General features: G+C 40.3%; 26 protein-coding genes. 11 read left to right on the forward strand and 15 right to left on the reverse strand.

Annotated elements, in window-relative coordinates:
* Positions 1-37 precede the first annotated feature (37 nt).
* Positions 38-820: an META and DUF4377 domain-containing protein gene (locus tag FTT74_RS03435; protein ID WP_179988568.1), complete on the forward strand. Its 783-nt coding sequence runs from the start codon at positions 38-40 to the stop codon at positions 818-820.
* Between the two features lie 71 nt (positions 821-891).
* On the opposite strand, the gene gdhA is transcribed toward FTT74_RS03435, so the two are convergent.
* Positions 892-2,235, reverse strand: a complete 1,344-nt coding sequence (gdhA, locus tag FTT74_RS03440) for an NADP-specific glutamate dehydrogenase (RefSeq protein ID WP_004970711.1) — start codon at positions 2,233-2,235, stop codon at positions 892-894.
* Between the two features lie 357 nt (positions 2,236-2,592).
* Between gdhA and FTT74_RS03445 the strand changes: the two genes are divergently transcribed.
* Together FTT74_RS03445 and nth are read left to right on the forward strand one after the other, a co-directional pair.
* Positions 2,593-3,387, forward strand: coding sequence for an RnfABCDGE type electron transport complex subunit B (locus FTT74_RS03445; protein WP_004970712.1), 795 nt, complete (start codon positions 2,593-2,595; stop codon positions 3,385-3,387).
* A 92-nt stretch (positions 3,388-3,479) separates the two neighbouring features.
* Positions 3,480-4,148: an endonuclease III gene (gene nth, locus FTT74_RS03450; protein ID WP_179988611.1), complete on the forward strand. Its 669-nt coding sequence runs from the start codon at positions 3,480-3,482 to the stop codon at positions 4,146-4,148.
* A 104-nt stretch (positions 4,149-4,252) separates the two neighbouring features.
* Here the strand turns inward: nth and FTT74_RS03455 are convergent, their stop codons facing one another.
* The 4 genes from FTT74_RS03455 to FTT74_RS03470 form a co-directional block, all read right to left on the reverse strand.
* Positions 4,253-4,480 (reverse strand): hypothetical protein, encoded by a 228-nt coding sequence (locus FTT74_RS03455; RefSeq protein WP_373683477.1) that lies wholly within the window; start codon positions 4,478-4,480, stop codon positions 4,253-4,255.
* 107 nt (positions 4,481-4,587) lie between these two features.
* Positions 4,588-5,247, reverse strand: a complete 660-nt coding sequence (adk, locus tag FTT74_RS03460) for an adenylate kinase (protein WP_004970717.1) — start codon at positions 5,245-5,247, stop codon at positions 4,588-4,590.
* A gap of 81 nt (positions 5,248-5,328) precedes the next feature.
* Positions 5,329-6,645, reverse strand: a complete 1,317-nt coding sequence (locus FTT74_RS03465) for a hypothetical protein (protein ID WP_004970719.1) — start codon at positions 6,643-6,645, stop codon at positions 5,329-5,331.
* A gap of 63 nt (positions 6,646-6,708) precedes the next feature.
* Positions 6,709-7,227: a hypothetical protein gene (locus tag FTT74_RS03470; protein ID WP_004970721.1), complete on the reverse strand. Its 519-nt coding sequence runs from the start codon at positions 7,225-7,227 to the stop codon at positions 6,709-6,711.
* 254 nt (positions 7,228-7,481) lie between these two features.
* On the opposite strand from FTT74_RS03470, the gene mrdA reads away from it, so the two are divergent.
* From mrdA to ykgO, 3 genes are all read left to right on the forward strand, one after another.
* The gene (gene mrdA, locus FTT74_RS03475) at positions 7,482-9,572 is read left to right on the forward strand and encodes a penicillin-binding protein 2 (protein ID WP_096901482.1); all 2,091 of its coding nucleotides are present in this window, start codon (positions 7,482-7,484) and stop codon (positions 9,570-9,572) included.
* 3 nt (positions 9,573-9,575) lie between these two features.
* Positions 9,576-10,133, forward strand: a complete 558-nt coding sequence (gene rsmD, locus FTT74_RS03480; protein ID WP_004970724.1) for a 16S rRNA (guanine(966)-N(2))-methyltransferase RsmD — start codon at positions 9,576-9,578, stop codon at positions 10,131-10,133.
* 105 nt (positions 10,134-10,238) lie between these two features.
* A complete protein-coding gene (ykgO, locus tag FTT74_RS03485) occupies positions 10,239-10,361 on the forward strand; it encodes a type B 50S ribosomal protein L36 (RefSeq protein ID WP_026438469.1) in 123 nt (40 codons plus the stop codon).
* 47 nt (positions 10,362-10,408) lie between these two features.
* Here the strand turns inward: ykgO and FTT74_RS03490 are convergent, their stop codons facing one another.
* Positions 10,409-11,035 carry a 1-acyl-sn-glycerol-3-phosphate acyltransferase gene (locus tag FTT74_RS03490; RefSeq protein ID WP_104852321.1) on the reverse strand — a complete coding sequence of 209 codons (627 nt, stop codon included), beginning with the start codon at positions 11,033-11,035 and terminating at the stop codon, positions 10,409-10,411.
* A 356-nt stretch (positions 11,036-11,391) separates the two neighbouring features.
* Here FTT74_RS03490 and FTT74_RS03495 point away from each other — a divergent pair, with 356 nt between their 5' ends.
* Complete coding sequence (locus FTT74_RS03495; RefSeq protein WP_179988569.1) at positions 11,392-12,222, forward strand: copper resistance protein NlpE N-terminal domain-containing protein; 831 nt, start codon at positions 11,392-11,394, stop codon at positions 12,220-12,222.
* Positions 12,223-12,349: 127 nt separating this feature from the next.
* Here the strand turns inward: FTT74_RS03495 and FTT74_RS03500 are convergent, their stop codons facing one another.
* Positions 12,350-13,951, reverse strand: a complete 1,602-nt coding sequence (locus FTT74_RS03500; protein WP_004977281.1) for an isocitrate lyase — start codon at positions 13,949-13,951, stop codon at positions 12,350-12,352.
* Positions 13,952-14,596: 645 nt separating this feature from the next.
* Here FTT74_RS03500 and FTT74_RS03505 point away from each other — a divergent pair.
* Both FTT74_RS03505 and FTT74_RS03510 read left to right on the forward strand, forming a co-directional pair.
* Entirely contained in the window at positions 14,597-15,586 is a 990-nt protein-coding gene (locus FTT74_RS03505; protein WP_004977282.1) for a LysR family transcriptional regulator, read from the forward strand.
* Positions 15,587-15,723: 137 nt separating this feature from the next.
* On the forward strand, positions 15,724-17,052 hold the full coding sequence (locus FTT74_RS03510) for a hemolysin family protein (RefSeq protein ID WP_179988570.1): 1,329 nt from the start codon (positions 15,724-15,726) through the stop codon (positions 17,050-17,052).
* A gap of 132 nt (positions 17,053-17,184) precedes the next feature.
* On the opposite strand, the gene FTT74_RS03515 is transcribed toward FTT74_RS03510, so the two are convergent.
* The 3 genes from FTT74_RS03515 to FTT74_RS03525 form a co-directional block, all read right to left on the reverse strand.
* Entirely contained in the window at positions 17,185-17,691 is a 507-nt protein-coding gene (locus FTT74_RS03515; protein WP_004977287.1) for a hypothetical protein, read from the reverse strand.
* A gap of 313 nt (positions 17,692-18,004) precedes the next feature.
* The gene (locus tag FTT74_RS03520; RefSeq protein WP_004977288.1) at positions 18,005-18,184 is read right to left on the reverse strand and encodes a hypothetical protein; all 180 of its coding nucleotides are present in this window, start codon (positions 18,182-18,184) and stop codon (positions 18,005-18,007) included.
* Between the two features lie 302 nt (positions 18,185-18,486).
* Positions 18,487-19,479: an NAD(P)H-quinone oxidoreductase gene (locus tag FTT74_RS03525; protein WP_104852325.1), complete on the reverse strand. Its 993-nt coding sequence runs from the start codon at positions 19,477-19,479 to the stop codon at positions 18,487-18,489.
* 152 nt (positions 19,480-19,631) lie between these two features.
* On the opposite strand from FTT74_RS03525, the gene FTT74_RS03530 reads away from it, so the two are divergent.
* Entirely contained in the window at positions 19,632-19,952 is a 321-nt protein-coding gene (locus FTT74_RS03530) for a co-chaperone YbbN (protein WP_004977299.1), read from the forward strand.
* Between the two features lie 24 nt (positions 19,953-19,976).
* Here FTT74_RS03530 and FTT74_RS03535 read toward each other — a convergent pair whose 3' ends face one another.
* The 4 genes from FTT74_RS03535 to FTT74_RS03550 form a co-directional block, all read right to left on the reverse strand.
* Positions 19,977-21,803, reverse strand: coding sequence for a GGDEF domain-containing protein (locus FTT74_RS03535; protein ID WP_257221821.1), 1,827 nt, complete (start codon positions 21,801-21,803; stop codon positions 19,977-19,979).
* 161 nt (positions 21,804-21,964) lie between these two features.
* A complete protein-coding gene (locus FTT74_RS03540; protein ID WP_004977304.1) occupies positions 21,965-22,306 on the reverse strand; it encodes an FKBP-type peptidyl-prolyl cis-trans isomerase in 342 nt (113 codons plus the stop codon).
* 58 nt (positions 22,307-22,364) lie between these two features.
* Complete coding sequence (locus FTT74_RS03545) at positions 22,365-22,895, reverse strand: YaeQ family protein (RefSeq protein WP_004977306.1); 531 nt, start codon at positions 22,893-22,895, stop codon at positions 22,365-22,367.
* Positions 22,896-22,987: 92 nt separating this feature from the next.
* Positions 22,988-24,010: a GTP-binding protein gene (locus tag FTT74_RS03550; protein ID WP_179988571.1), complete on the reverse strand. Its 1,023-nt coding sequence runs from the start codon at positions 24,008-24,010 to the stop codon at positions 22,988-22,990.
* 521 nt (positions 24,011-24,531) lie between these two features.
* Between FTT74_RS03550 and FTT74_RS03555 the strand changes: the two genes are divergently transcribed.
* Complete coding sequence (locus FTT74_RS03555; RefSeq protein WP_004977309.1) at positions 24,532-24,744, forward strand: hypothetical protein; 213 nt, start codon at positions 24,532-24,534, stop codon at positions 24,742-24,744.
* 185 nt (positions 24,745-24,929) lie between these two features.
* Here FTT74_RS03555 and FTT74_RS03560 read toward each other — a convergent pair whose 3' ends face one another.
* On the reverse strand, positions 24,930-25,451 hold the full coding sequence (locus tag FTT74_RS03560) for an acyl-CoA thioesterase (RefSeq protein WP_004977311.1): 522 nt from the start codon (positions 25,449-25,451) through the stop codon (positions 24,930-24,932).
* Positions 25,452-25,804: the final 353 nt, after the last annotated feature.

A 25,804-nucleotide genomic window follows, 5' to 3' on the forward strand; every position in this document is an offset into this window, starting at 1 on the left:
AATCACGTTGAAACTTTAGCACATAGAATATAAACCAATGAAATTCAGTATTTTTGCGCTTGCCCTGCTCCCTTTTGCTTTAACTGCATGTCAATCTTCACATCTTCCTGCCACTTCAGGAGATCCGGCTATTTCTACTCTATCCACCACATTAAAAACGCCTACACAAATTTTGCCCGCTTATACCTGGGAACTTGATCGTGGGCTGCAACGCCCGATTGTTCTGAGCTTTGATCAACGAGGCAGACTAAGTGTAACTTCTGGCTGTAATGGCCTTGGCACGAGCTGGACTGTTAAAGATAATACCCTGAGTACGGGTGACATGATGGGCACCATGATGGCATGTGATGCACCATTAATGGAACAGGAACGTTTTATCAGCCAGCTTCTGCAAAAGCGTAATATTCCGTTTAGTCTGGATCTAAATGATGCCAATCAGCCAAAACTGAGTATTACTGCAGCTGATGGTCAAAAATATGTCTTTACCGGAAAAATGACACCGGAAACCAAATACCAAGGTCAGGCAGAAACCATTTTCCTGGAAGTTTCGTCACAGACTAAAGCCTGTACGGGTGTAGCTCAGCAAACCTGCTTACAGGTGAAAGAAATCAAATATGATGAAAAAGGCTTAAAGACTCAGGTCGATAAAGACTGGACTTTATTTTACGATCAGATCGAAGGTTTTCAGCATTCATCGAATGAGCGTCAGATTATTCGGGTAAAACGTTATGAAATTAAAAATCCGGCAGCTGACCAGTCTAAATATGCCTATGTATTCGACATGACCGTAGAGCGTGAAGCAGTCAAAGGCACTCTATAACGATAAAATCGCAATATAAAAAAACCGAGGCATTCACCTCGGTTTTTTTTCAAGCTTAAACTCAGTCAGACTTAGAATACGCCTTGAGAAAGCATTGCATCAGCAACTTTTACGAAGCCAGCGATGTTTGCGCCGTCTACATAGTTCACGGTACCGTCTTCTTTCGTACCGAATTTTACGCAGTTGCGGTGAATTTCTTTCATGATTGCGTGTAAGCGCTCATCAACTTCTTCGAAAGTCCAGCCTAAACGCAATGCGTTTTGAGACATTTCCAGACCAGAAGTTGCTACACCACCGGCGTTAGATGCTTTACCTGGCGCATAAAGAATTTTCGCTTCAACGAATTTCTCAACCGCTTCAAGTGTAGAAGGCATGTTCGCACCTTCAGCAACACAGATTACGCCGTTTGCAAGAAGCGCTGCTGCATCATTCGCATCAAGTTCGTTTTGAGTCGCACATGGAAGCGCGATATCACATTTAATACCCCAAGGACGTTGACCTTCAAGGTATTCAAAACCGTGCTTAGACGCAAATTCAGAAATACGACCACGTTTTACGTTTTTAAGTTCCATCACTTCAGCAAGTAATTCTGGCGTGAAACCTTCTTTCACGTACACAGTACCATTCGAGTCAGAAAGTGAAACTACTTTCGCACCCAAGTACATTGCTTTGTCTGCAGCAAATTGTGCAACGTTGCCTGAACCAGAAATCGCAACGACTTTATCTTTAAAGCAATCGCCACGAGTCTTGAGCATTTCCTCAGCGAAATACACAGTACCGTAACCTGTAGCTTCTGGACGCGCCAAAGAACCACCGAAAGACAAGCCTTTACCTGTGAATACACATGAAGTGTCATTGCTGAGCTTCTTCATCATACCCGCCATGTAACCCACTTCACGACCGCCTACACCAATATCACCCGCAGGAATATCCGTGTTAGAACCTAAATGACGATATAACTCGATCATTAAGGCTTGGCAGAAACGCATAATTTCGCCTTCAGACTTACCTTTAGGGTCAAAGTCTGAACCACCTTTACCACCGCCCATTGGCAATGTGGTCAAAGCATTTTTAAAGGTTTGTTCAAAACCTAAGAATTTTAAAATTGAAAGGTTCACTGATGGGTGGAAACGCATACCACCTTTAAATGGACCAATTGCTGAGTTGTACTGTACACGGAATGCACGGTTTACGTGGGTTTGACCTTGGTCATCTACCCAAGAAACGCGGAACTGAATTGCACGCTCAGGCTCAACCAAACGCTCAAGCAAACCATGTGCTGCATATTGAGGGTTCTTTTCAATGAACGGCCAAAGGCTGGTCATTACTTCTTCTACAGCTTGTAGAAACTCTGGTTGATGTGCATCACGTGTTTTAACGTAATCTAGGAATTCGTTAAGGCTGTTGTATTTCAACGCTTAATCCTCAGCAGAAAATGGATCAAAATTGGTCAAAATTTCAATCAATGATATATTTTGGCGCAAAATATTAAATATCTTTTGTTAACAATCTACAATAGTTTTTTTCAAAAAACTTTAAAACATTTGTATTTTCATAAATTTAACTTATTTTTTAGCGTGTTAAGCCCATAAGTTAATGTAACAAATTAATTCATAGTTTTGAGCATTTTTGCCCAAAAAGCTAGCAATTGTTGTTCTTAATTTGCGCACAAGCCTAAAAGCAAAAATCGTGCTAAAATCATCGACCTAGAATTTCCCCCTAGCCTTATCTTCCGTTTTTCTGCTGCTGTTTAAAGTGGCATTGGTTTGTCCATGAATTCGCAAATTGCTCTGATTCAAAATATTGATGCGCTACTCCCTCAAACTCAATGTGGCTTATGTGGTCACCGTGATGGCTGTTTACCCTACGCCAAAGCGATTGCAGAAGGCGAAGCGGCCAATAAATGCGTACCCGGTGGACAACCTGTTGCAGATGCACTAGCAAACTTACTGCAACGCCCTGTATTGACCGCAGAAGCCAGTGTTTGGCCTGTGCAGGCAGATGGACGCCCACAGCGTATGAAAGCGCTAATTCGTGAAGATGAGTGCATTGGTTGTACCAAATGTATTAATGCCTGCCCTGTCGATGCCATTTTAGGCTCAGGCAAACTCATGCACAGCATTTTGACTGATTTATGTACTGGCTGTGAATTGTGTATTCCACCTTGCCCTGTCGATTGCATTGACTTGGTAGAAGATACACAACCCCTGCTTTCTGATAGCGCACGAGTGGCAGAACAGAATGATTTACGCCAACGCTACTACGCCCACATACAACGTGAAGAACAACGTCGTCTGCACCGTAAAGGCCCTGTGGTACGTGCAGAAATTGATACCGAACTGTTTGCTCAATTTTCTGCACAAGCCGATGCTGCTGTGCCTGTGATTGAATTGCCTGTGCAAAAAAATGAACAGATTTCCACTGCCGATGCACAAACCACCATCGAACTGGCAAAATTACGCACACAAATTAAAAAACTCGAAAAACAACTCAGTGTGCGTGACGATGAGAAAAAACGGCTATTACTAACCAATTTACAACAACAGTTACGTGAATTAGGAGCATAAACATGCCCGAAAGAAATACACGTCTGACCAATAAAGCGGTCAAAACAACGGCTGCCAAAAGCACCACGCTCAAAGAAAAGCCTTCTAAAAATATGACCAAAAAGCAAATTCAGACTTTTTTTGAGCGCTTACGTGACCAACGTCCAAATCCGACCACTGAGCTGAATTTTTCCAATCCTTTTGAATTATTGATTGCCGTGACTTTATCGGCTCAAGCTACGGACGTCAGTGTCAATAAAGCCACTGACAAATTGTTTCCCGTTGCCAACACGCCTGAGGAAATTTATGCCTTAGGTGTAGATGGCCTAAAGGAATATATTAAAACCATTGGACTCTATAACTCCAAAGCAGAAAATGTCATTAAAACCTGTAAAATTCTGATCGAAAAACATGGCAGTATCGTGCCGAATAATCGAGCCGATTTAGAAGCCCTGCCCGGCGTGGGTCGTAAAACAGCCAATGTGGTGTTAAATACCGCGTTTGGACAGCCAACCATGGCGGTCGATACGCATATTTTCCGCTTAGGTAACCGTACAGGTTTGGCTGTGGGTAAAAATGTTTTAGAAGTTGAACACCGTCTGATTAAAGTTATTCCTAAAGAATTTTTAATTGACTCGCATCATTGGCTGATTTTGCATGGCCGTTATTGTTGTATCGCCCGCAAACCTAAATGTGGGGAATGTGTGGTGTCTGATGTTTGTAATTGGCCTGATCGTTTTGCATTTGGTGCACATCGCAGTATTACAATGCACGAAATCTAGCTTGAGCAATCTCTAACTAAGCGTTTCAATAAACAGACTGTGCCAAACAACGAAGACAATGTGGATAACTGTGCAATCTATACACAATCACAGCATGAATAAATCTATTTATCTTCAGGGTCTGATGTATGAGATGACTGCTCGCTTTGTTGTTGCTTCAATTTCGGATGCAGTTGATAGTGATTGCCAGTTTTCTTCTCTGCTAAATCTTGCGCTTGCGTATTGCGCAACAATTTATAGCTCACAAAAACAAGAAAGCCTAAAACGGCAATACTTGCCAATAACATGATGATCACAGCAGCATGTTGCAAAGCACTCTCCCAAACTGACACAAATAAAAAGAGCCCTAATATGAATCAGGACTCTTTTAAAGTCAAAACAAGCTGCCTGTTTAAGCGATTTTATTTTCTTTTAAACAGGCTTGGTCTAAAACCTAGACTTATTTTGCTTGGTCTAAAATAGCAAACAAATCTGCTTGAACTTCTTCAATTGGACGAAGACCATTCAATTTGTTATAGCTTGGTGCATTTTCACCAGAAGCAGCACGACCTTGATAGAAGCCAACCAATTGCTCAGTTTCTGAGTGATACGCTTTTAAACGTTTACGAATAGTTTCTTCTTGGTCATCTGGACGTTGAACCAAATCTTCGCCAGTTTCGTCATCTTTACCTTCCACTTTTGGTGGATTGTAAACAAGGTGATAAATACGACCAGATGCAGGGTGCTGACGACGACCAGACAAACGTTGTACGATTTCTTCGTCTGCAACATCAATTTCAATCACGTGGTCGATATTGATGCCTTCGCTTTCCAAGGCTTCAGCTTGTGGAATAGTGCGAGGGAAACCATCAAAAATACAACCATTCACGCAATCTGGCTGCGCAATACGCTCTTTCACTAAGCCAATGATCAGTTCATCAGATACCAAACCGCCACCGTCCATGACGCTTTTGGCTTGTAGACCTAATTCAGTACCTTCACGAATTGCAGCACGGAGCATATCACCGGTTGAAATTTGTGGGATATTGTAGCGCTTACAGATCAACTGAGCTTGTGTACCTTTACCTGCTCCAGGTGGTCCGAGTAAGATAATGCGCATAAAAAAACATCCTCATTTTAACAATGTATTTGACACTCGTTGCATATCAGAGCCATCGCCCTTTACGCAGCCAGCATCCTCTTATAAGAAAGCGACAAACAAATGTATTAAACCAGCAATAAAACCAGTTACACCACCCAAGACAATTAAAATCCACTCATCTTCCTGAAAGGCAGGACGCAAGAGATTCTGGAATTCTTTTGGCGTCAGTTCACGAATACGATCTCTGAACATTTGATAAATTTTCTGTGCACGGCTCGCATTAAAGGCAGGGTCGCATACAGGCACCATCGTAATTTCAATCGAACGATCAATCAAGTCAGTCTTGAGTTTGGCATACTCTTTTGGCCCCAAAGACAACTGTAAAGAGGTACGAACCAATGGTGTTTCCATAATTTCGTTGATGTGGCGTTTGACAATACGGCGGGTTTTGTCTTTTTTACTGCCATACATCATTTCAGTCATAATCGATTTTAACGTAATCAGATCTTCTGTGACTACCGTTGCAAACACATCCGAGACTTCTTCTTGGCGTTTCATGAACGCACCCTGAATATTATAAGTCCCAATGCGTGGAATCACTGGCTTAATCCATGGAAATTGACGATTTTCAGTCAATTTAAAGAACTGCGGATATTTCACGTAATGTGGTTCGACTGGGTTAAATACCATCCAAATCGCAATCCAGTTGGTCAAGAAGCCCCAAATTGCCGCCCAAAATGGAACCGTCCAGTGCCATGGTACAAGAAACCAAACAATCATTTGGAAAATACCAAAGAACATCCCAATCAATGCACTGATATGCCAAATAAAGTTAATTTCTTTTTGACCGACTTTTAGGAACATACGCACCATTAAGCGGCGATCACCTTCCATTTGGCTGACCACCATTTCACGCATATCCACCAAGGATTCAACATTCAAGGTCAGTTCAGTCACCAATTCACGCAGCACACCTGGCAATTGTTTATGCGCCTGTGCGTAAATACGGCGTTTAATCGAATACGGTAGGTTTTCCCAAAGCACAGCATTGCGGTCTAACATGACCTCATCAATTAAGTGCTCAAGTTCAAAACCCACTTGCTCACCAATAATACGCGCCATATCTTCAGGGTCCATAGCATTGAGAAACTCACGCAATGAACCTAATTTTGACAATGTGTTATCGGTAATGATGCCTGAAATACGCCCTGCTTTACGCGGTACAATCCCCTGCCATCCCACAGGAATAGGCCCAAGGTGAAAGCCCCAAAAGCTAATTGGATAGAACACCATTTTTAGTGCCATCCACACGTGCGCCCAAGTCACAAAAGCAGTCACAGGAATAATACTGAGCACGGCCCAAAAATCTGGACGATTCAAAAAGGTTTGCCACAACTGATTGACGTACTCAAGCATGCATTTTTTCCATATTTAGTTCTAATTACAAGATTCTAAAGTAGTTAAAAGTCACTATTCTGACTACAAACCCATACTGAGCGTATAGGAAAATTGTAGTCTAGGCTCAGTTTCCGCAATCACTCGCCCTTGTCGATCTTCCAATTTTTCACCTGCGCCAATGCCAACACTAAAGCTACTGATGCGTTCAGGGCTCAGTAATACATAAGCCAGATCAATGCCTGCACCTAAACGCGCTTTTTCTTCACCATCCACCCATTTAGATTCTAGGTGTCCTGCGTAAGCGCCAATATAATAACCATTTTTGTCTTTACCTGTGAGGTGGTATGGGTAACGAAAACCTGTTTGCCCACCGACTTCATGGTCACCATTTAAAAAAGCCCCCGCTTTTAGATAGGCAATGCCATAAGGATTGACCCATTCACCATTCAAATGCAGTAATTTTTGGGTAATACCCGCCCCTACATTCCAGGTTTTTGCGCTATCTGCGCTAATTTTTGCTTCAGGTAAAAAAGTAGTGTTCCCAGCAAAGCTAAAACTTGAAAAGGCAAGTAATGCCACGAAAGAATAGACTTTTGTCATTATTGTCACCAGTGTCCATTTGTTTTAATTTTAAAAACAGTCCTGTTTTCGTGTTTTGACTCTAGCAGAATTGTCAGGATTCTTATATACAGCAAATTACAATTTTGATGTCGCTAAAGTCAAAAATTAAGATTGCGCCCATCTTCTAGGTTAAATCGGGCAATTCAGTCAAACATGGTTACTCAAAATTGCCAATAGATGCGTTAGAATAGTCCAAATTCGTTCTCCCTCATTTTTGTTAAGCCAATTTTTGTATGAAACAACACTATCCGTTAAAAAATGCTCAGCAAGAGAAGCGTATTTTTCGCAATCGCATCTTTTTTTCGGTGGGTGTTGTGGTTTTTTTCTTGCTGCTGTTGGTGGCTCGTTATGCCTTTTTACAAATTAGCGGCTACGATGAATTTGCGACTGCATCAGATAAAAACCGAATTCGGCTACAACCACTCGCACCTGCACGTGGTTATATTTATGACCGCAATGGTGTGTTATTGGCAGATAACTACCCTGTGTTCTCAGCCACTTTAAGCCGTGCAGATGTTGAAGATATTGACGATACCATTGCGCGACTGACACCTGTTTTACAACTAACAGAAGAAGATATCGATCGCTTTAAAAGTCGGATTAAAACTTCACGTAAAACTGAACGTGTATCGATCAAGCTGAATTTAAATGAATCGGATATTGCCCGTTTTAGTGAAGTTAAATTTCAGTTCCCTGGGGTCAATATTGAAACCCAGATGACACGTTACTATCCGCATGGTGACTTATTTGCGCACGTGATTGGTTATGTCGGGCGCATTAACGACAAAGAACTGAAAGAAATTGACAAAGATGCTTATGCAGGCACCAACTTGATTGGCAAAATTGGGGTGGAGAAATCGTATGAGCACTTGCTACATGGCGTACCCGGCAACGAATCTGTAGAAGCCGATGCACATGGTAATGTGCTGCGCAATTTAGGACGTAAAGACCCTGTACGTGGCAATGATTTGTTTTTGTCATTGGATTATGGCTTGCAAGTGGTCGCCTCTGAACAACTGGCAGAACGCCGTGGTGCAATTGTGGCACTTGACCCACGTACAGGTGAAATTTTAGCTTTAGTCTCCAGTCCGAGTTTTAACCCTAACTTATTTGTCACAGGTATTAGCCATACCGACTACTCTGCCTTACGCGATAATTTAGATCAACCACTCTATAACCGTGCAGTACAAGGTGTTTATCCACCGGGTTCTACCATTAAGCCGATGTTTGGTTTAGGCGGTATTCATTATGGCTATGTCGACTGGAAAACCGCCATTCAGGATTATGGTTATTTCACTTTACCAGGCGACAGCCACCGTTTCCGTGACCATAAAAAAACTGGGCATGGCATTGTCGATATGCACAAAGCTCAAGTCGTGTCGTGTGATACCTACTTCTATGTATTGTCGTATCGCATGGGCATTGAAAAAATGAACGACTGGATGCGTCAATTTGGCTTTAGTGAAAAAACTGGGGTCGATTTACCAAGTGAAAGCACAGGACTCTACCCAAACCCGGACTGGAAAATGCGTACGCGCAAAGCCAAATGGATGAAAGGTGAAACAATTTCCGTCAGTATTGGTCAGGGTGCATTTACCTCGACACCATTGCAATTAGCAATGGCCACCGCCATCACCGCCAACAAAGGATTTAAAGTCACACCGCACGTGTTACGTGAAAGTCGTGGCGCGAAACCATTTAAAGTTCACAATGGTACCAACGGAAAAATTGACTTTAACGGCACAGAAGAAGACTGGATTAAAATGCGTGATGCCATGGTTGATGTGATTCAATCAGGTACAGGTAAAGGGATTAAAGGCGGCTTGCAATATTCAGTTGCAGGTAAAACAGGTACAGCACAGGTTAAAAGTATTGCGCAAGGTAAACGCTATAACGAAGCCTTATTGACCGACCGTCAGCTTGACCACGGTTTATTTGTTGGCTTCGCTCCTGCCGAAAACCCTGAAATCGCAATTGCCATCATTCTAGAAAATGGTCGCGGTGGTTCTGCAGCAACGGCTTTGGCGCGTCCAATTTTAGACTATTGGTTACTGAATAAAAATAAAAAGCCAATTCGTCCATCTGCCGCACAAGTGAGTGGTGGCTTAATGACTGCAGGTTTAAAACCAAGTGAATTGCCAAGTGGTGAAGTCCCTTCATCTACTGCACCAAATACGAATAACGTGAATAATCCGAATACAGCAACCAATCACCCTGCGCTCAACCCAAATCCTTCGCAAACTACTCCGAGTTCAGCTCCAACCAATCCACCTGCAACTGCGCCAACAGCAGTTGTACCCACTAACCCAATTGAGAGCGACTAAGCCATGAAAAATCAACTACGCATTATTGGTGGAGAATGGAAACGTCGTCAGTTGGCTTTTGCTTCAATTGAGGGATTACGCCCTACGCCCGACCGAGTGCGCGAAACCTTATTCAACTGGTTAATGTGGGATGTGCAAAACGCCAAAGTGTTAGACCTCTGTTCAGGTTCGGGCGCTTTAGCTTTTGAAGCCCTGTCTCGCGGTGCGGCACACGTGGTCATGATTGAGCCAAACCGTACACAAGCACAGTTTTTACAGCAAAATTTAGAATTATTACGCGTCAATAAAAGCAAAGCACAATTAAAAGTTTCTACCGCACAACATGCTTTGGCGACACTAAAAGATCAGTTTGATTTGGTATTTTTAGACCCGCCTTATAGTTTAGATTTATGGGAAGAATTGGCAGGGTTGGCTGATCCACTCATTGCGGCACAAGGTCTGATTTATGTTGAAGCAGATCGTGATTTAAACCTGTTAAAATTACCGCAGACTTGGCAAAAAGTTAAAGAGAGCAAAGCGGGAACTGTACGTGCGGGCTTATACCAAAAGATTGTTGTTTAAATTTTCTCCTTAAAAGATACGCGGTAATTTTATGACTATCGACACTTTTCAAGAGTCATTTATTAATGTAATATTATAACATTACATATTGTAGTGTTTATCTTCATGAAAGTTCGTTCATCTTTAAAAAGTGCAAAATCGCGTGCCGATTGTCAAATTGTGAAACGTCGTGGCAAATTATTTGTGATTTGCAAATCCAATCCACGTTTTAAAGCAAGACAGGGATAATCCCCTGTCTTTTAGTTTTGATAGATTATTACACTGAAATAGTGTGCTTATTCTGAATAGTAACGTGTATCGACACTAAAACTTTCAGGAAATTTTGCTTGAACCTGCGCATAAAATGCCATGATTTCAGCCATATCTTTTTCAAAATCACCGGTTGGATGCACAATTTTTCCCACACCCGTTTTCTTTTTTGCGTAATCCATATACGCCAAAGCAATTGGCACACCTGCATTTAACGCAACATGATAAAAACCTGTTTTCCATTGTTCTTGACGCGCACGTGTGGCTTCAGGCGTCACCAACATCACCAATTTAGGATGGTTTTTAAATAAGTCCGTCATGAGCTGAACCATACTAGGTCGTGCTTCGCCTGGTGCTTTCGGACGACGGTCTATACCAATACCTCCCATCGCACGGACAAATGGCCCAAACGGCAATTTCATATAGCTGTCTTTAATGGTCAAGCGAACATTAACGCCCAAAGCTTTAAGCCCTAAGCGTGCATATAAGGCATCCCAATTACTGGTATGCGGTGCAGCAATCATCACATATTGGTCTAATTCCAACGGACAATGATTGTCGATTTCCCAACCCATTAAATTTAAGCTTCGCTCAGCTAACTTTTCAAACACAACCGCATACCCCAAATAAAGTGTGCGAATTTTAGCAAGCATCGACAAATACAAAAGTCTAAAACGACGAATAAATAAACAAATACTTTATAAATGTATAAAAATTTCCTGCACTCATCTTATTTTTGTCATTCCATGCAAAATCATACTGTTTTTGCGCTTATTCATTGCTAGATTCAAGCAAGTTTAAAATGGTAAATATATAAATTTACGCACAGTTTGCTGAGTTTTTTACGGTCTAATCCGATGTAATCCTTGAAGTGAAACTTAAAACTTTAAAACATCTGGCTTGTTATGATTTGCTACAAATCTTCATTAAAAATAAGGCAAATTGGCTTTTCAGATACAAGGTGAAAGTTTAAGGTGGCAGCAAGACAAGTTTGAAGTTTAGAACATTTATGCTGAATCGTTATCCGATTGCACTCAGTACACTTAGCTTATTTTTAGTAGCTTGCGGATCAACTGATCCAAGCAGGGAATATCAATCCGCTTTGCCTTCTGAGCCACAAATTACGCCCAAAACTGAAGTTCAAAATTCAGCAACTTCATGGACAGGACAAGCTACAGGTAACTTTAGAGCCTTATTGCCTTGTGACAACTGTGAACAGCATGTGATTCATTTACGCCTGAATGATGATCAAACCTTTCAACTCAGCGACATTAAACGCTCGAAACAGCGCCAGCGCGAAAACCAAGTGGCGGGAACGATTCAAGCTGCTCAGGGCAACAATCAGCAAGACAAACAGAACCTACACCCATCGCAAAACACGGCAAATGAATGGTTGCTCAATACAGAAAATGGGCAAGCCTATGCACGTATTCAACTCACAGCTCACGGTCTTCAATTCAGCTTATACAATCAGAAAAAGACACAAAATCAGCAGAAAAATGAAACTCAGGTTTTCTTACATCCTGTAGAAAATATGCAAGTCAGTAATGCCCTGAAGCATGTCGATATTCAGGCTGAACACGTACAAAATGTTGAGGTCAAAGAATTAAACGACCCTGTGATGGCACACGATTATTTTCTGGCAATTCACAATCAATCTGATCAAGCATTACAATTACATGCCAATGACTTGGTTTTGGTCGATCAGCAATATCAAGAATATGCAGCCGTAGTCGATCCGCATTTTTTAGAACCAATTCCTGCACAACAAAAACAATGGATTAAGGTGTCTTTCCATTACCCTGCTTCTGTAGAGGCAGATGTGATCAAAATTAAATAGGTTACAGCTGCTGCATTTCATAAATGAAGGAACATCAATTTAAGGATGTTTCAAAGTTCTTTGACTATTTTAAATAGCCATAAAAAAACCCTGCATCAGCAGGGTTTTCTTTTAAACCATCAAGCGATTACGCGTTGAATTGGTTCATTGTGTTTTTAGCTTCGTCCGCTGCTTTAAGCGCGTTGTCACCAGAGAAAATTTCTTTGTGATCGTCACCGATGTCAGAACCAGCCATTGCTTGGTGTTTAACACAAGCGATACCACCGCGGATTTCTTTACGTTGTACGCCAGCAACATAAGCCAACATACCTTCAGAACCGAAGTAACCTTGAGCAAGCTCGTGAGTAGAAAGAGCAGCTGTGTGGTAAGTAGGCAGAGTGATCAAGTGGTGGAACACGCCTGCTTCACGAGAAGCGTCTGCTTGGAATGTACGTACTTTTTCGTCAGCTTCAGCAGCCAATTCAGAATCGTCGTACTCAGCGCTCATTAATTTAGCGCGGTCGTATGCAGATACGTCTTTACCTTCAGCAACCCAACGGTCGTACGCTTGTTGACGGAAGTTCAGTGTCCAGTTGAATGATGGAGAGTTGTTGTAAACAAGTTTCGCATTTGGCACAACTTCACGTACACGGTTAACCATGTGAGCGATTTCTTCTACGTTTGGAGTCGCAGTTTCGATCCAAAGAAGGTCAGCACCGTTTTGTAAGCTAGTTACACAGTCAAGTACAACGCGGTCAATTTGAGTGCCTTCACGGAACTGGTACAAGCCAGAAGCTAAACGCTTAGGACGGTGTAATTTACCATCACGCTTGATTAGGATTTCGTCTTCTTTCGCTTCAGAGATGTCAATTTCTTGAGTGTCTAAGTAGCTGATGTATTGAGAAGCGATGTCGCCTGGCTCTTTAACTACTGGGATTTTTTGAGTTAAGTCAGCGCCTTCAGAGTCAGTACGTGCAACGATGATACCGTCGTCAAGACCCATTTCTAAGAACGCATAACGTAACGCGTGGATTTTAGCGATGAAGTCTTCGTGTGGAACAGTTACTTTACCAGCTTGGTGACCACATTGTTTCGCGTCAGAAACTTGGTTTTCGATTTGAAGTGCACATGCACCCGCTTCGATCATTTTCTTAGCTAATAAGTAAGTTGCTTCTTCGTTACCGAAACCAGCGTCGATGTCCGCAATGATTGGCACAACGTGAGTTTCAAAGTTGTCGATTTGAGCAGTGATTTCAGCAGCTTTAGCAGTATCACCAGCGTCTTGTGCTTTTTTAAGTGCGCGGAACAAATCGTTTAATTCTTTCGCGTCAGCTTGACGTAAGAATGTGTAGATTTCTTCGATCAATGCAGGAACAGAAGTTTTTTCGTGCATAGATTGGTCAGGAAGTGGACCGAATTCTGAACGAAGTGCAGCAACCATCCAACCAGAAAGGTAGATATAACGGCGTTCAGTAGTACCGAAGTATTTTTTGTTCGCAATCATTTTTTGTTGCGCAACAAAACCGTGCCAGCAACCTAAAGATTGAGTGTATTTGCTTGAATCAGCATCATAAGCAGCCATATCACGACGCATAATCGCAGCTGTATATTTAGCAATATCTAAACCAGTTTTGAAACGGTTTTGCATTTGCATACGCGCAGCATCTTCAGGACTGATGTCTGCCCAAGTGTTGCCGAATTTTGCTTTTAATTCGCGGATTGCATCAATCGCTGTTTGGTATGTAGTCATGATATTGTACCCTGTAATATTATTTAGGATTTATCAATCGAAGGCTAAATCGCGCTTATGCTTGATTGCTCAGATTTAGAGCACTTCGTTACGATGAATACAGAGTAGAGTGACTGAATGAATTAATCCAATATTCTCGTGTAATTCTCGGTATTTTTTAAAAAAATGTATAGATCAAAGTCTTAATTCACAAAAACAATAAAAACACAACATATTGATTTTAAAAACCTTATTTAGAAAATTAATCAAATATCTTTGCTTACAAATTCATCTCTGTGCCGATATTTTCTGCATTAGACTTAAGTCTTGCATTTCATAAAAAATGCTTGCATTGGCGATTTCTGCCATTTTTTAGCAAAATTTTGCTGCTTTTCAGCACAATGTAAGTGCATAAGTTTCATACAAAATAGAATCTGCTATCAGTTCTGCCAATGCTTTTAAGTGTTTTTGCATTTAAGATTAAAAAGTATAGATGCAGTGCTAGGCAACTTACATTTCTTTAGGAAATAATGATGGGGCTGGCTGTTTTTATTCAGATTTTTTGCTATTTACCTCGTCGATTTTTTCATCATAATTTATACACAAGCCTTACGGCTTATGGCATAATTCCAATAATTTAGTGATTTTATTTTCGGTATTTATTTTATGAATCTGGAGCGGGTTGATCTTAATCTATTAATTTATCTTGACGTCTTACTTCGTGAAAAAAATGTAACCCGTGCTGCAGAACAATTGGGCGTTACCCAACCTGCGATGAGTAACATTTTACGTCGTTTGCGCAATTTATTTAATGATCCCCTGCTGATTCGTTCTTCTGAAGGCATGACGCCAACTGAACGTGCCTTAGAATTACAACCGCGTATCCGCGATGCCTTATCTGACCTTTCTATGATTTTGGAGCCGCGTACTGAGTTCCGCCCTTATACTTCAAATCGTGTATTTCGGATTATGACCTCCGATTACGCAGAAGCCACATTAGTCCCACGCTTGGTTAAAGCTTTACGCTCTGAAGCACCTAATGTGGTATTAGACTTTTTAACCCCGAGTGATGTGTCTTATCGCGACATGGAACAAGGTAAAGTCGATTTGGCGATTAACCGTTTTAATGAAATTCCACAAAGTTTCCATCAGGTTTTAGTTTGGCGTGATAGTTTTTCTTGCCTGCTCAATCACAAACACCCTGCTGCCAATAACCTGAATTTAAAAAGCTACTTAGATGCACAACATATTTGGGTTTCTAAAACAGGTATGGGCGTTGGTTTTGGTGTGAATCCAGAGAAACAAGCGGGACTGGGTTGGATTGATCAAGCTTTAGAGCGTATTGGACAAAAACGTAAAATTTCGGTGTTTACCCGTCATTATCAAATGCCTGCACTACTCGCGTCTAATGTAGATTTAGTCGCAACCTTACCTACACGTATTGCGCGCTTACAAGCCAAAAGCCAAAGTTTACTGATTAAAGACCCACCATTTTATATTCCAGAATTTGAATTAAAGATGGCATGGTGTCCGTTGTTACATCATCACCCTGCACACCGTTGGTTACGCCAATTGATTTTATATGTAGCGCGCCAAATGATTGAAGAAGAAAACCGTGAGTTTTTACTGAATAACTCTCAATTTTCAGCCTATTAATTAAAAATTCACTGAACTTATTGGCACAAACGCTTATACTCAGATGAGGAATATTTCGATATTCCTCATTGTTTAATCATGATTTAATAAAGATTCAAATTGTTATATTTAAAATAATATAATCCACAGGTGGATTCGTGAGCCTCTTCCAGAATATTGTTATTATCCTCATCCTCATTGTCGGAGCTGGTTTTTTATCGCTGACTGAAATTGCGTTGGCTGGTGCACGTAAAGTTAAACTGAAAATTCTAGCCGAATCAGGCGATGAACGTGCCCAAAAAGTTTTAGACCTACAAGAAAACTCAGCTGATTTTTTTGCTGCCTCACAAATTGGCTTAAACGCAGTTGCCATTTTAGGTGGTATTTTAGGTGAAGGCGCATTCCGTCCTTATTTTTACAACTTAGTTGTGCGCTTCTATCAAGGACCATGGGCTGAAACGCTTAGTTTTGCCTTGTCATTTACCTTAGTGACTTCGCTGTTTATTTTATTTGCCGACCTAATGCCTAAGCGTTTGGCAATGATCGCCCCTGAAAAAATTGCGGTATCGGTGATTAATCCGATTCAAATTTTTATTCGGATATGCAAGCCTTTGGCATGGATGATTAATGCGATTGCCAACGTGCTGTTCCGTTTATTTAAAGTAAATACCACGCGCGAAGACAATATTACATTTGATGATATTTCTGCAGTCATGGATGCAGGCGCTCAAGCAGGTGTTTTACAAAAGCAGGAACATCACTTTATTGAAAACGTGTTTGAACTTGAAGAACGTAACGTGCCTTCGAGTATGACTACACGTGAAAATGTGGTGTTTTTTACCCTAAAGGAATCTGAAGCCAGTATTCGTCAAAAACTTGCAGAATATCCTTATTCCAAATTTTTGGTCTGTAGCGAAAATATTGATGATGTGATTGGTTATGTTGATGCCAAAGATATTTTGGTCAGAATCCTCAATAATCAATCTTTACTACAACTAAATGAAAGCACCATCCGTAATGTATTAACCATTCCAGATACACTCACGCTGTCTGAAGTCTTAGACCGTTTCCGCTCTACCAAAGAAAAATTTGCCGTAGTGATTAATGAATATGCGTTGGTTGTGGGCGTAATTACCCTGTCTGATATTATGATTACTGTGATGGGCGATTGGGTAACACCTATTGAAGAAGATCAGCAAATCATTAAACGTGATAACAATTCTTGGCTGATTGATGGCAGTACACCAATTGAAGACATTAAACACGCGCTGCAAATTGATGAAATGCCAGATGATGAAAATTATGAAACCATTGCAGGTTTTATGATGTATAAGCTACGTAAAATCCCGCGTCCTGCCGACTCTGTACTTTTTGGTGGTTATAAATTTGAAGTGGTCGACGTCGATCATTTTAAAATTGACCAACTTTTAGTGACACGAATTGTAGAAACGCAGGAAATACAAAACAACACTGAAGCAGATGGATAGTGAGATTCCTTGTATTCGTTCAGCCTGATTGCATCTACATTTTCTCGCATTCACAAAAAAACACCACATCAAAATGAAGTGGTGCTTTTTTAAATCTGAACTGATACTTCTGAAATTTAGCTGAGTATTTACTTAATACTTACTGATCAACTCATCCAATACTGCTTGATAATGAATCGCAATGTCTTCAGCTAAAATTTTATAGACATTGTCGAATTGCACCATTGGCCAACCTTCTTTCCAGAAAGGGAAAATATTGTGCAAATCATGCGTTACCACAGCATCTTCACGCACAATCGCTTGTGCAACCTGAGCCAATACTTGTGCAGTTTCTGTGCCATCAATGGCTAAATAATCAATCCCACGTGCTTTTAAAATACGCACACGGTCTTTTTTATAACGAATTTTTTTCATTTGCGCTTCATTTAACTGCAAAGCCAAACTCACCGCTTCTACAAATTTGCTTTCAAATGATTGATTCAGTGCCACCAACGCTGCTTTATGCGCTTCCTGACGACCTGCTTTCCCACCATTACGGATAATTTCTTTTGCCTCTGTGTCTAGCTCATCACTTTTCATAGACTGCAAAATGTCGAGTATTTCGATATCACTTAATGATTCAGGAGATTGGTCAATCATGTACTGCCCTTGGACAAAAATAGCAAAACGCTATTTTCGCACAATTTAGCTAAAAGCTCGACACATTCCGAAGCAATTGTTCACACAAGGCAGTGCTGCACCTATTACAGTGCAGCAGTTTAAAATTGATCTTTCAGCTTTGATCATCCTTGTTTATTTTAAATTTCTTATTGTTCCCTTAGTTTTTCTCCTGAATTTTACCGTCTATTTAAAACCCGTTATTTCAAATGAATAATCCAATAAATAACAGGTTTAACTTTTCAACTCACTTGTACTTTTTAGTAAAAAATAATTAACAGGTTGCTCTTTACACTTAATACAAGTTTTCGCGTTTATCATGATCGAGGCGGTCAATATAGCGCTCTAAATGTAGCATCGCATGATACATTTTATTTAAGTTCCCAACATTGATTTGCTGACGAACAATATTTTTGTGTAACCGTTTTAATGCACGTAGACTGTGTTTTGGCGTATATGCAGATAAAATTTTCATAAGCCTGCTCTCTCTATCAAATTATTTTACATGAACCGTTTTGTAATCTTGAGAATGAATTCAATGAATATAAAGATAAGGTTTATTATTGACAGGGTGTGTCCTACACCTCCTTAATATTTGACTATTTGGAAAAATTTTATTGTGTTGAATTGTAGTTTAAAGGAATATTTATGTAATTATGATTAAAATAATTGCTAAAACTGATTCAAAAAATCTTTGTTAAAATCCTCTATAAAGTACACATAAAAAACTGACACTCGGTCAGTTTTTTTATGTACGTTGATTTTAAATTTGAGTCTTTAAATCACTTCGACCACTACTTTGCCCACATGCTCGCCTGTATCCATTTCGGCATGCGCTTGCTGAATTTGATCAAACTGAAAGGTTTTATAAATCATAGGCAGACATTCACCTTTGGCTAACAATGGCCAAACTATCTCTTGCAAACCTTTGGTAATTTCAGCTTTTTCTGCAGTATTGCGGGCGCGCATGGTCGAACCCGTAATGGTAAGACGCTTCATCATAATTTGACCAAGTTTTACTTCTTTGGCTTTTGCACCACCTAAGAATGCGATATACACCAAGCGACCATCACGACGTAATAAGTTTAAATTACGTTCCAAATACGGCGCACCAACAATATCTAAAATGACATCGACCCCAGCATTGTCTGTCGCTTCGTTAATCACTTGTTCAAAATCTTGTGTCTTGTAATTAATTGCTGTGGTGAGATGTGAAATTGCTTGTACTTTTTCATCTGAACCTACGGTTGCAAAGGTTTTTAAACCTAAGGCATTGCACAGCATTAAAGCAGTTGTACCAATACCACTGGTTCCACCATGAATCAGCGCCGTTTCACCTGCTTTGGCTTTACCCATTTGGAATACATTGGCCCACACAGTAAAAAATGTTTCAGGTATCGCAGCGGCTTGTACAAAACTGACACCTGTTGGAATTGTCAAAGTCTGGCTTTCTGGTACAACACAATATTCTGCATAACCACCACCATTGGTTAAGCCACACACTGCATCACCAACTTTAAATTGGCTAACATCTGCACCCACAGCAACTACTTCACCTGCTACTTCTAAACCTGGCACTGGCGTCACGCCTTTAGGCATAGGATACAGACCCTGACGCTGTAAAATATCAGGACGATTCAAACCAAAAGCATGTACTTTGACCAAAACCTCATTGGCTTGTGGCTCAGGTATTGCAACCGTTTCATAGGCTAATTTTTCTGGGCCACCTGGTTCTGTAATAATAATCTGCTGCATTGTGTTTTGTGTCATGGCAAATCCCTGATTGTTTGATGCTGATATGAATTCTGACTATTTGAACATAAAACAGCAAAGCATTAAAACCCAGATTAACTTAGGTATAATTCTCATGCCGTGGTGTTTCATGCGTGATTAAATTTTTATTTATGATTAAAGAGTATGTGATGTCAGAAATTGTGGAATACAACGAAAATAATTACCGTGAGTTTGAATATGAAACAGGCGTTGCGGTGATTCGTTTTTATGCGACGTGGTGTACGCCTTGTGTTCAAAATGCACCATTTTTTGAGCAGCTTGCCCAACTTTTTGATGCTTCGGTAAAGTTTGGCAAAGTGAATGTCGATCAATCTCCAATTTTAACTTTGCGTTATCAAGTCTTTGGTTTACCGACCACTCTGATTTTTAAAGATGGGCAAATTGTTGAACGACTGTCGGGCAATGTTTCTGTCGTACAACTTCAACAAAAAATTCAGAGCTATCTTTAAGCCATGTAGAGTAGCGTCAACATATTAAGTTTGAATTACTACCTGATCGCGTCCTGCATGTTTGGCTTGATACAAATGCGCATCTGCAGCTTTCATAAAATCATCCACGTGCGTATACGCTTGTGCGCGAGTCATCCACGCTACACCGATACTTAAAGTCACATATTGTTTATGGTCTTCTCGTGCTACATGCTCAAAAGCTGCATCACGCACAGCCTGCAAGACCTTTTGCATGAGTGGTGCAATCGCAGGTTGCGGAATATCGTGCAGTAAAATGGCAAATTCTTCACCCCCATAACGTGCCACAAACGCATTTTTAGGCAAAATATCTTGTAAAACTTTAACTAGGTTTTGCAGAATTTGATCGCCTTTTAAGTGCCCATAATGATCATTGTATTTTTTAAAATAATCGACATCGAGCATCGCAAAGACCAAAATATGTCGCTTATTTTGCAAGGTTTCAAAATACAAACGCTGAATTTCTTCATTTAATGCACGGCGATTATATGCCCCTGTTAATGCATCGGTTTTAATCTGTATTTCCAGTTTTTCATTCAAAAGACTGAGTTGTTCAGTGCGTTCCTGCACTTTTAAATCTAACGAGCTGTTTAAATGAATCAGTTTTTGGTTCAAGCGTTCAATGCGCAAGTTATGGTAGGCATAATTTCGTGCCTGCTGAAACATGATAAGCAATGCATAAACACTGGTCGAAATAAAAGATAAATGAATGGAATTGACCAGATTCAGCATTAATAAAAAATCATGAATAAATGTGCCACATAGAATAATTACTGCCCAAAAATTAATTTTGGAATAATCCTCTCCTGAACGCAGGGTTTGATAAAATCCATAAGCAAAATTTGCCAAAATCAAAACAAAGAAAAATGAACTATAAAATGCCAACTGCTGAAAAATAGTGGGTTCTGCCCACAGCGTCACCCCAATATTAAAGCTCAATAACAGCATTGCCGCGCTATATACCCAACGATGCAAATAGCGCGAACTGAGCAAAAACATATAACTCAGGAAAAATAAAATCGCTAAAAAACTAAATAAATATTCGAGTCTTATTCCCCAAGACCAACTTAAATTCAGGAAAGTGGTATAGGCATAGGGTGCAGAAAATAAATTGTGTAATGCCAGAAAAACAATAAAAATGCCGAAAATAAAAATACGCTTTGCAAGACTAAATGCCGAAAACATCAAGGTAAACAAACCAATACCAAGTACTGCCCCACAAATCATGGCAATACTCATCATCAAACGCTGATACTGTTGATTGATGGTGCGACTTAAACCAATTTTCATTGGATTTTTTAAACCACCTTGCAAGCTCTGAAAGCTAGACGCTTGAATGGTCAGGGTAAAATATTCACTTTCAGGAACAAAATATGCAATTCGTGGGGCATTTTCGGTTTGGTGACTACTCGCATCTGCACCGACTGTGCCAACACGCACCAGTGGATCGCCATTTAAAAATACCCGATAGGCGCCATATTGGTTGGGAATCCAAATCGCAATACGTCTGCCTAGAAATTCTTTTGGAATTTGAAAGTGCCCAATAAAAGTGCCGTAAGTATTGGCATTGCCCATTAAATCTTCAAATGAAGCAGGCAATTCAACGGTATTCGATGCCAGTACCGCACTGGGTTCTTGAATCAATTGTTGCGGATAAAACAACCATCGCCCAGTCAAAATACTCGATTGATCTTCAGTAAATTGAACAGAATTGAGCAGTTGTTGATGTAGATAGTAAGATTCAGGTGCAGACTCATACTGCGCCAACACACACGGTGGTGTGAGTACACTGCACAGTAAAATTAAGAAGAGTAATGCACACTTGTGCCACATCCGAGTGAAATTCAAAAATGCAAAAGTCCTATTGTGCTTGTTTTTTAATCTAATCGTTCTTGCACTAAATTTGAAGTAAAAAATTAAGTCATTTATGCTAGACCTTACTGGCATCGGATGAATGACTTAAATTCTAGCGGTTTGGCTAAGTTGAAAGGTGTTTATTGATCGCGTGTTTTCACATCATACAATTCAATTTCAAAAATCAAATTAGAATTAGCAGGAATGATATTGCCCATTTTGCGCTCACCATAAGCCAAATGCGCAGGTACGATCAGTTTGCGTTTACCACCCACTTTCATCCCCATGATGCCTTGATCCCAGCCTTTAATGACACGACCTGTACCAATCACGGTTTCAAAATAGTTACCACGGTCTAAGGATGAATCAAACTTGGTGCCATCTTCCAACCAGCCTGTGTAATGCGTAGTAATTAAAGCGCCTTTAACCGCTTCTTTCCCCTCACCCACCACCAAATCAATAATTTCTAATTCTGCACTCATGTTCATCTCCAAATATTTACACTTCGATGTTTAAGATAATTTCCAGCTCGTGCAAGTGTTATTGCAACTGTGTCCACTCAATCTGAGCCTGTGCCTGATCGCCAATCAATGTCCATTCGCCATCCATTACATTCAACTGCAATTGCATGGTACGTTCGCATAAAGCTTGAACGGCTTCGGTACTCGCTGGCGATAGTTGCCACACTTCAACATTATTTAAAGTTTTGATTTTACTGTTACGTTTGTACCATTCATCTACCGATGAACCATAAGCAATAATCGCAACTTGCTTACAACGCGAACTGGCTTTTTTGACTTTGTCTTCATCTGGGCAACCGACTTCAATCCACTTAATTAACTGCCCTGTTAAGTCTTTTTCCCACAAAGCAGGCTCATCGGTTTCAAATAAATCTTTGGTAAATTCCAAAGCTTCATCTGCATAACGTGCGAATGCCAAAATACGCACCATCAATCGCTCAATAGTTTCAGAAGGATGCAATGCCATGGTGAGCTGATAGTCACCGTATTGATGCACATCCATATTGGCAATGTTCAAATCTGCCTTATAAATTGTCGCTTTCAGCGCCATTGTCTATTCCTAAAACTATGTTTAAATTTGCCACTAAGCATAATGGATTTTCTGTGATTTTGCTGTATCGTTTGCCCGATAACGTATAGATTTCAGTCTAGAACCGCAGCAGCATCGACCCGATACGCCAATAGTTCAGCCTCAAATTTTTCCCAATCACGCTCGCTTTGATAAATAATTTCCAACCGATTGTCTATGCCTTCATCGGTAGATTGATAATTAAATTGCTGCGGATTGAAGTTGAAATTTTTCCAACCCTGATTGGTATAAAAAATTCCTTTAATACGCAGCCAATCTTGCTGTTCACAGAGTAAATCTAATAAGGGATAAAAGTCGAATTGCCAACGTTTAGGCAATTTCCAACCTGCGACTGCATATCCTTGTGCAGTTTCGACATAGTGATATGGCAATTGTTTGATTTCTGCAGACTCTTGCAGATTTGTAGAGCTGACCTTCTGTTGCAATTTTAGCAACGGCTGAATTTTACGCTGTGTACCGACATACGGTATATCCATTTCGGTCAAAGCCAGATGACCCTGTTCTGCTTTCAACCATTTTTGCGCGTAGGCTTGATATTCCTGTTGTAGTTGTATGAGGGCTTGCTCATCTGCCGCCTGCATTTGGTCTGCATGTGACACCACAATAATTTGTGCAGCTTTGAGCTGATCGGCATACAGGTTTTGCTGCGTCCACGCCTGATCATGCAAACGCGAACCATCTACTATCGTCACCAAGGCGCGCATCGATAAATGCGTATGCCAATGTGGTTCGGTCAGTTGTTCCAAGAGTTGCGCAGGATGCCCCAAACCTGTCGGCTCGATGAATAAACGGTCAGGCTTCGCTTCGGACAATAAACGCGACAAAGCAATTTGCATAGGCAATTGGCTGCTACAACATAAGCAACCGCCCAATAATTCTTTGACTTGATAACCTTGTTGCTGAGGTAAGAGTTGTTGATCGACCCCGATTTGTCCAAATTCATTCATCAGCACCGCCCAAACTTCATGTTCTGGTTTTTGGCTGAGTAACTGTTTCAATAAGGTGGTTTTTCCTGCACCGAGAAAACCAGAAATAATATGCGTCGGGACTGCTTTTTGTGGTGCAATTAATTTCAAAATAAGCTCACTTTATTGAATTTCAAACAACTCAAGCATGCTAAGCAAGTTTAGCGATTAGTTCAATCTGAATCTAAACACACTGAAATTTATTCATTTCAGCACATCTATCACCATCATGATTTGAAAAATTCGCTTACATTTATTACGTGATGATCTGCAACTTATTTGGGGAAATACACGAGTTTTAGCCGCTTGATGTTATGTTTTATTGCCAACCACGCAATTTTATTGCGGAAAACACAGCCATTTTGATTGGATTTGACTTCATATTTAAAACAAAAATTACCAAACTACGACCTATTCATCATCATTGTGCGGTTCAAGTAACCGTCATTGTTTTGCTTTGTTGCAAGCATTGATCCCATAGCTTTGGCTCTTTAGCATGAGTTCCTGTTCAGCCCGTTCAAATCAGGTGATGACTGACTTGAACACTTTAGCCGCAATAAGTTTTTTTACTTAATGCTTGTGCTGAGCACTCCCTACTACTCATGAAAAACTTTAAATAAGGATGCCAAACCATGAAATTGACACAAATTTTACTCGCTTCAACTTTTGCTTTTGCCACTGCAACTACTTTTGCTGCAAAGGCTGAATCGACAGCAACAGAACAGGAAAAAGTAGTTGTTTCAACGCAGGAAACTGTGGCTGAACCAGCTTCAGAACAAGCTGCTGCACAACCTGCATCTGAAGCAAGCACTGAAACCCCTGCTGCATCGACGCAACAGCCTTAAAACTTAGATACATTTAAAAATGTAAATCGAATACAAAAACTGAGTTTTCCGCCACTCTCTCGGTTTACTCAGTTTTTGTTTATCTGCATAACTAATCAATATTGCCTTGGACAAAATTAAAAAATAGGCACAAAAAAAACCTGTCTACAATTGCAAACAGGTTTTCAGCTAAATTTGATGAAAACTTAGTTTTGTTCAGTTTTCTTATAAATGCTGCAAGATGGATGATGATTTTCTTGCAAACGTGCAACTTTACGTTGCTCTGCTGCTTCAAAACGGCAACGCTTCCAGTCATTGTCTAATTTCAACGCAGGGATTTGTTTTGGTTTACCATTTTCATCGACTGCAACCATAGTGAAGTAACAGCTGTTGGTATGGCGCACTGTACGCTTTTGAATATTTTGTGCTTCTACACGAATCCCAATTTCCATTGAAGTACGACCGACATGGTTCACACTAGCAAGGAAAGTCACCAATTCACCCACATGAATCGGCTCTTTAAAGTTCACTTTATCAACCGAAAGGGTCACCACATAACTACCAGAATAGCGGCTCGCACATGCATACGCCACTTGGTCTAATAGTTTTAAAATTGTTCCACCATGTACATTCCCTGAGAAATTTGCCATGTCGGGTGTCATTAACACGGTCATGGTTAATTCTGACTGGTCATCTAACACTGGGGCAATTTGATCTAATGGTGACATCGCGTTCTCTAGACTCTTTTAAAGACAGTAAGATATGAGCCTATTATTATATCGCGTTTATAAAAGTTTGAATGTTCATTTCGGCAACAACTGCATCATTATTATTTATATTGTTTATGATAACATTTATTTAAAATTATAAGACTAAAGACTAAGACTCCCAAGCTGTTATTTTTTAATCCATTTCTGATTTTTTAGAATATTTGTTCAAATTGAATATTACGTGAATCCCCCTGATTCAAGTGTTCAAAAAACAATCTAAAATCTTTTATTCAATGGATTATTCAAGCAAATTTCGGCGAATTTACACGAAAAAAAGTTCAATTTCCCCGTAAATTTTCAAACTTCGCTGC

Origin of the sequence: Acinetobacter sp. YH01007 (genome assembly GCF_013420425.1) — a bacterium.
Classification (GTDB): Bacteria; Pseudomonadota; Gammaproteobacteria; order Pseudomonadales; family Moraxellaceae; genus Acinetobacter; species Acinetobacter towneri.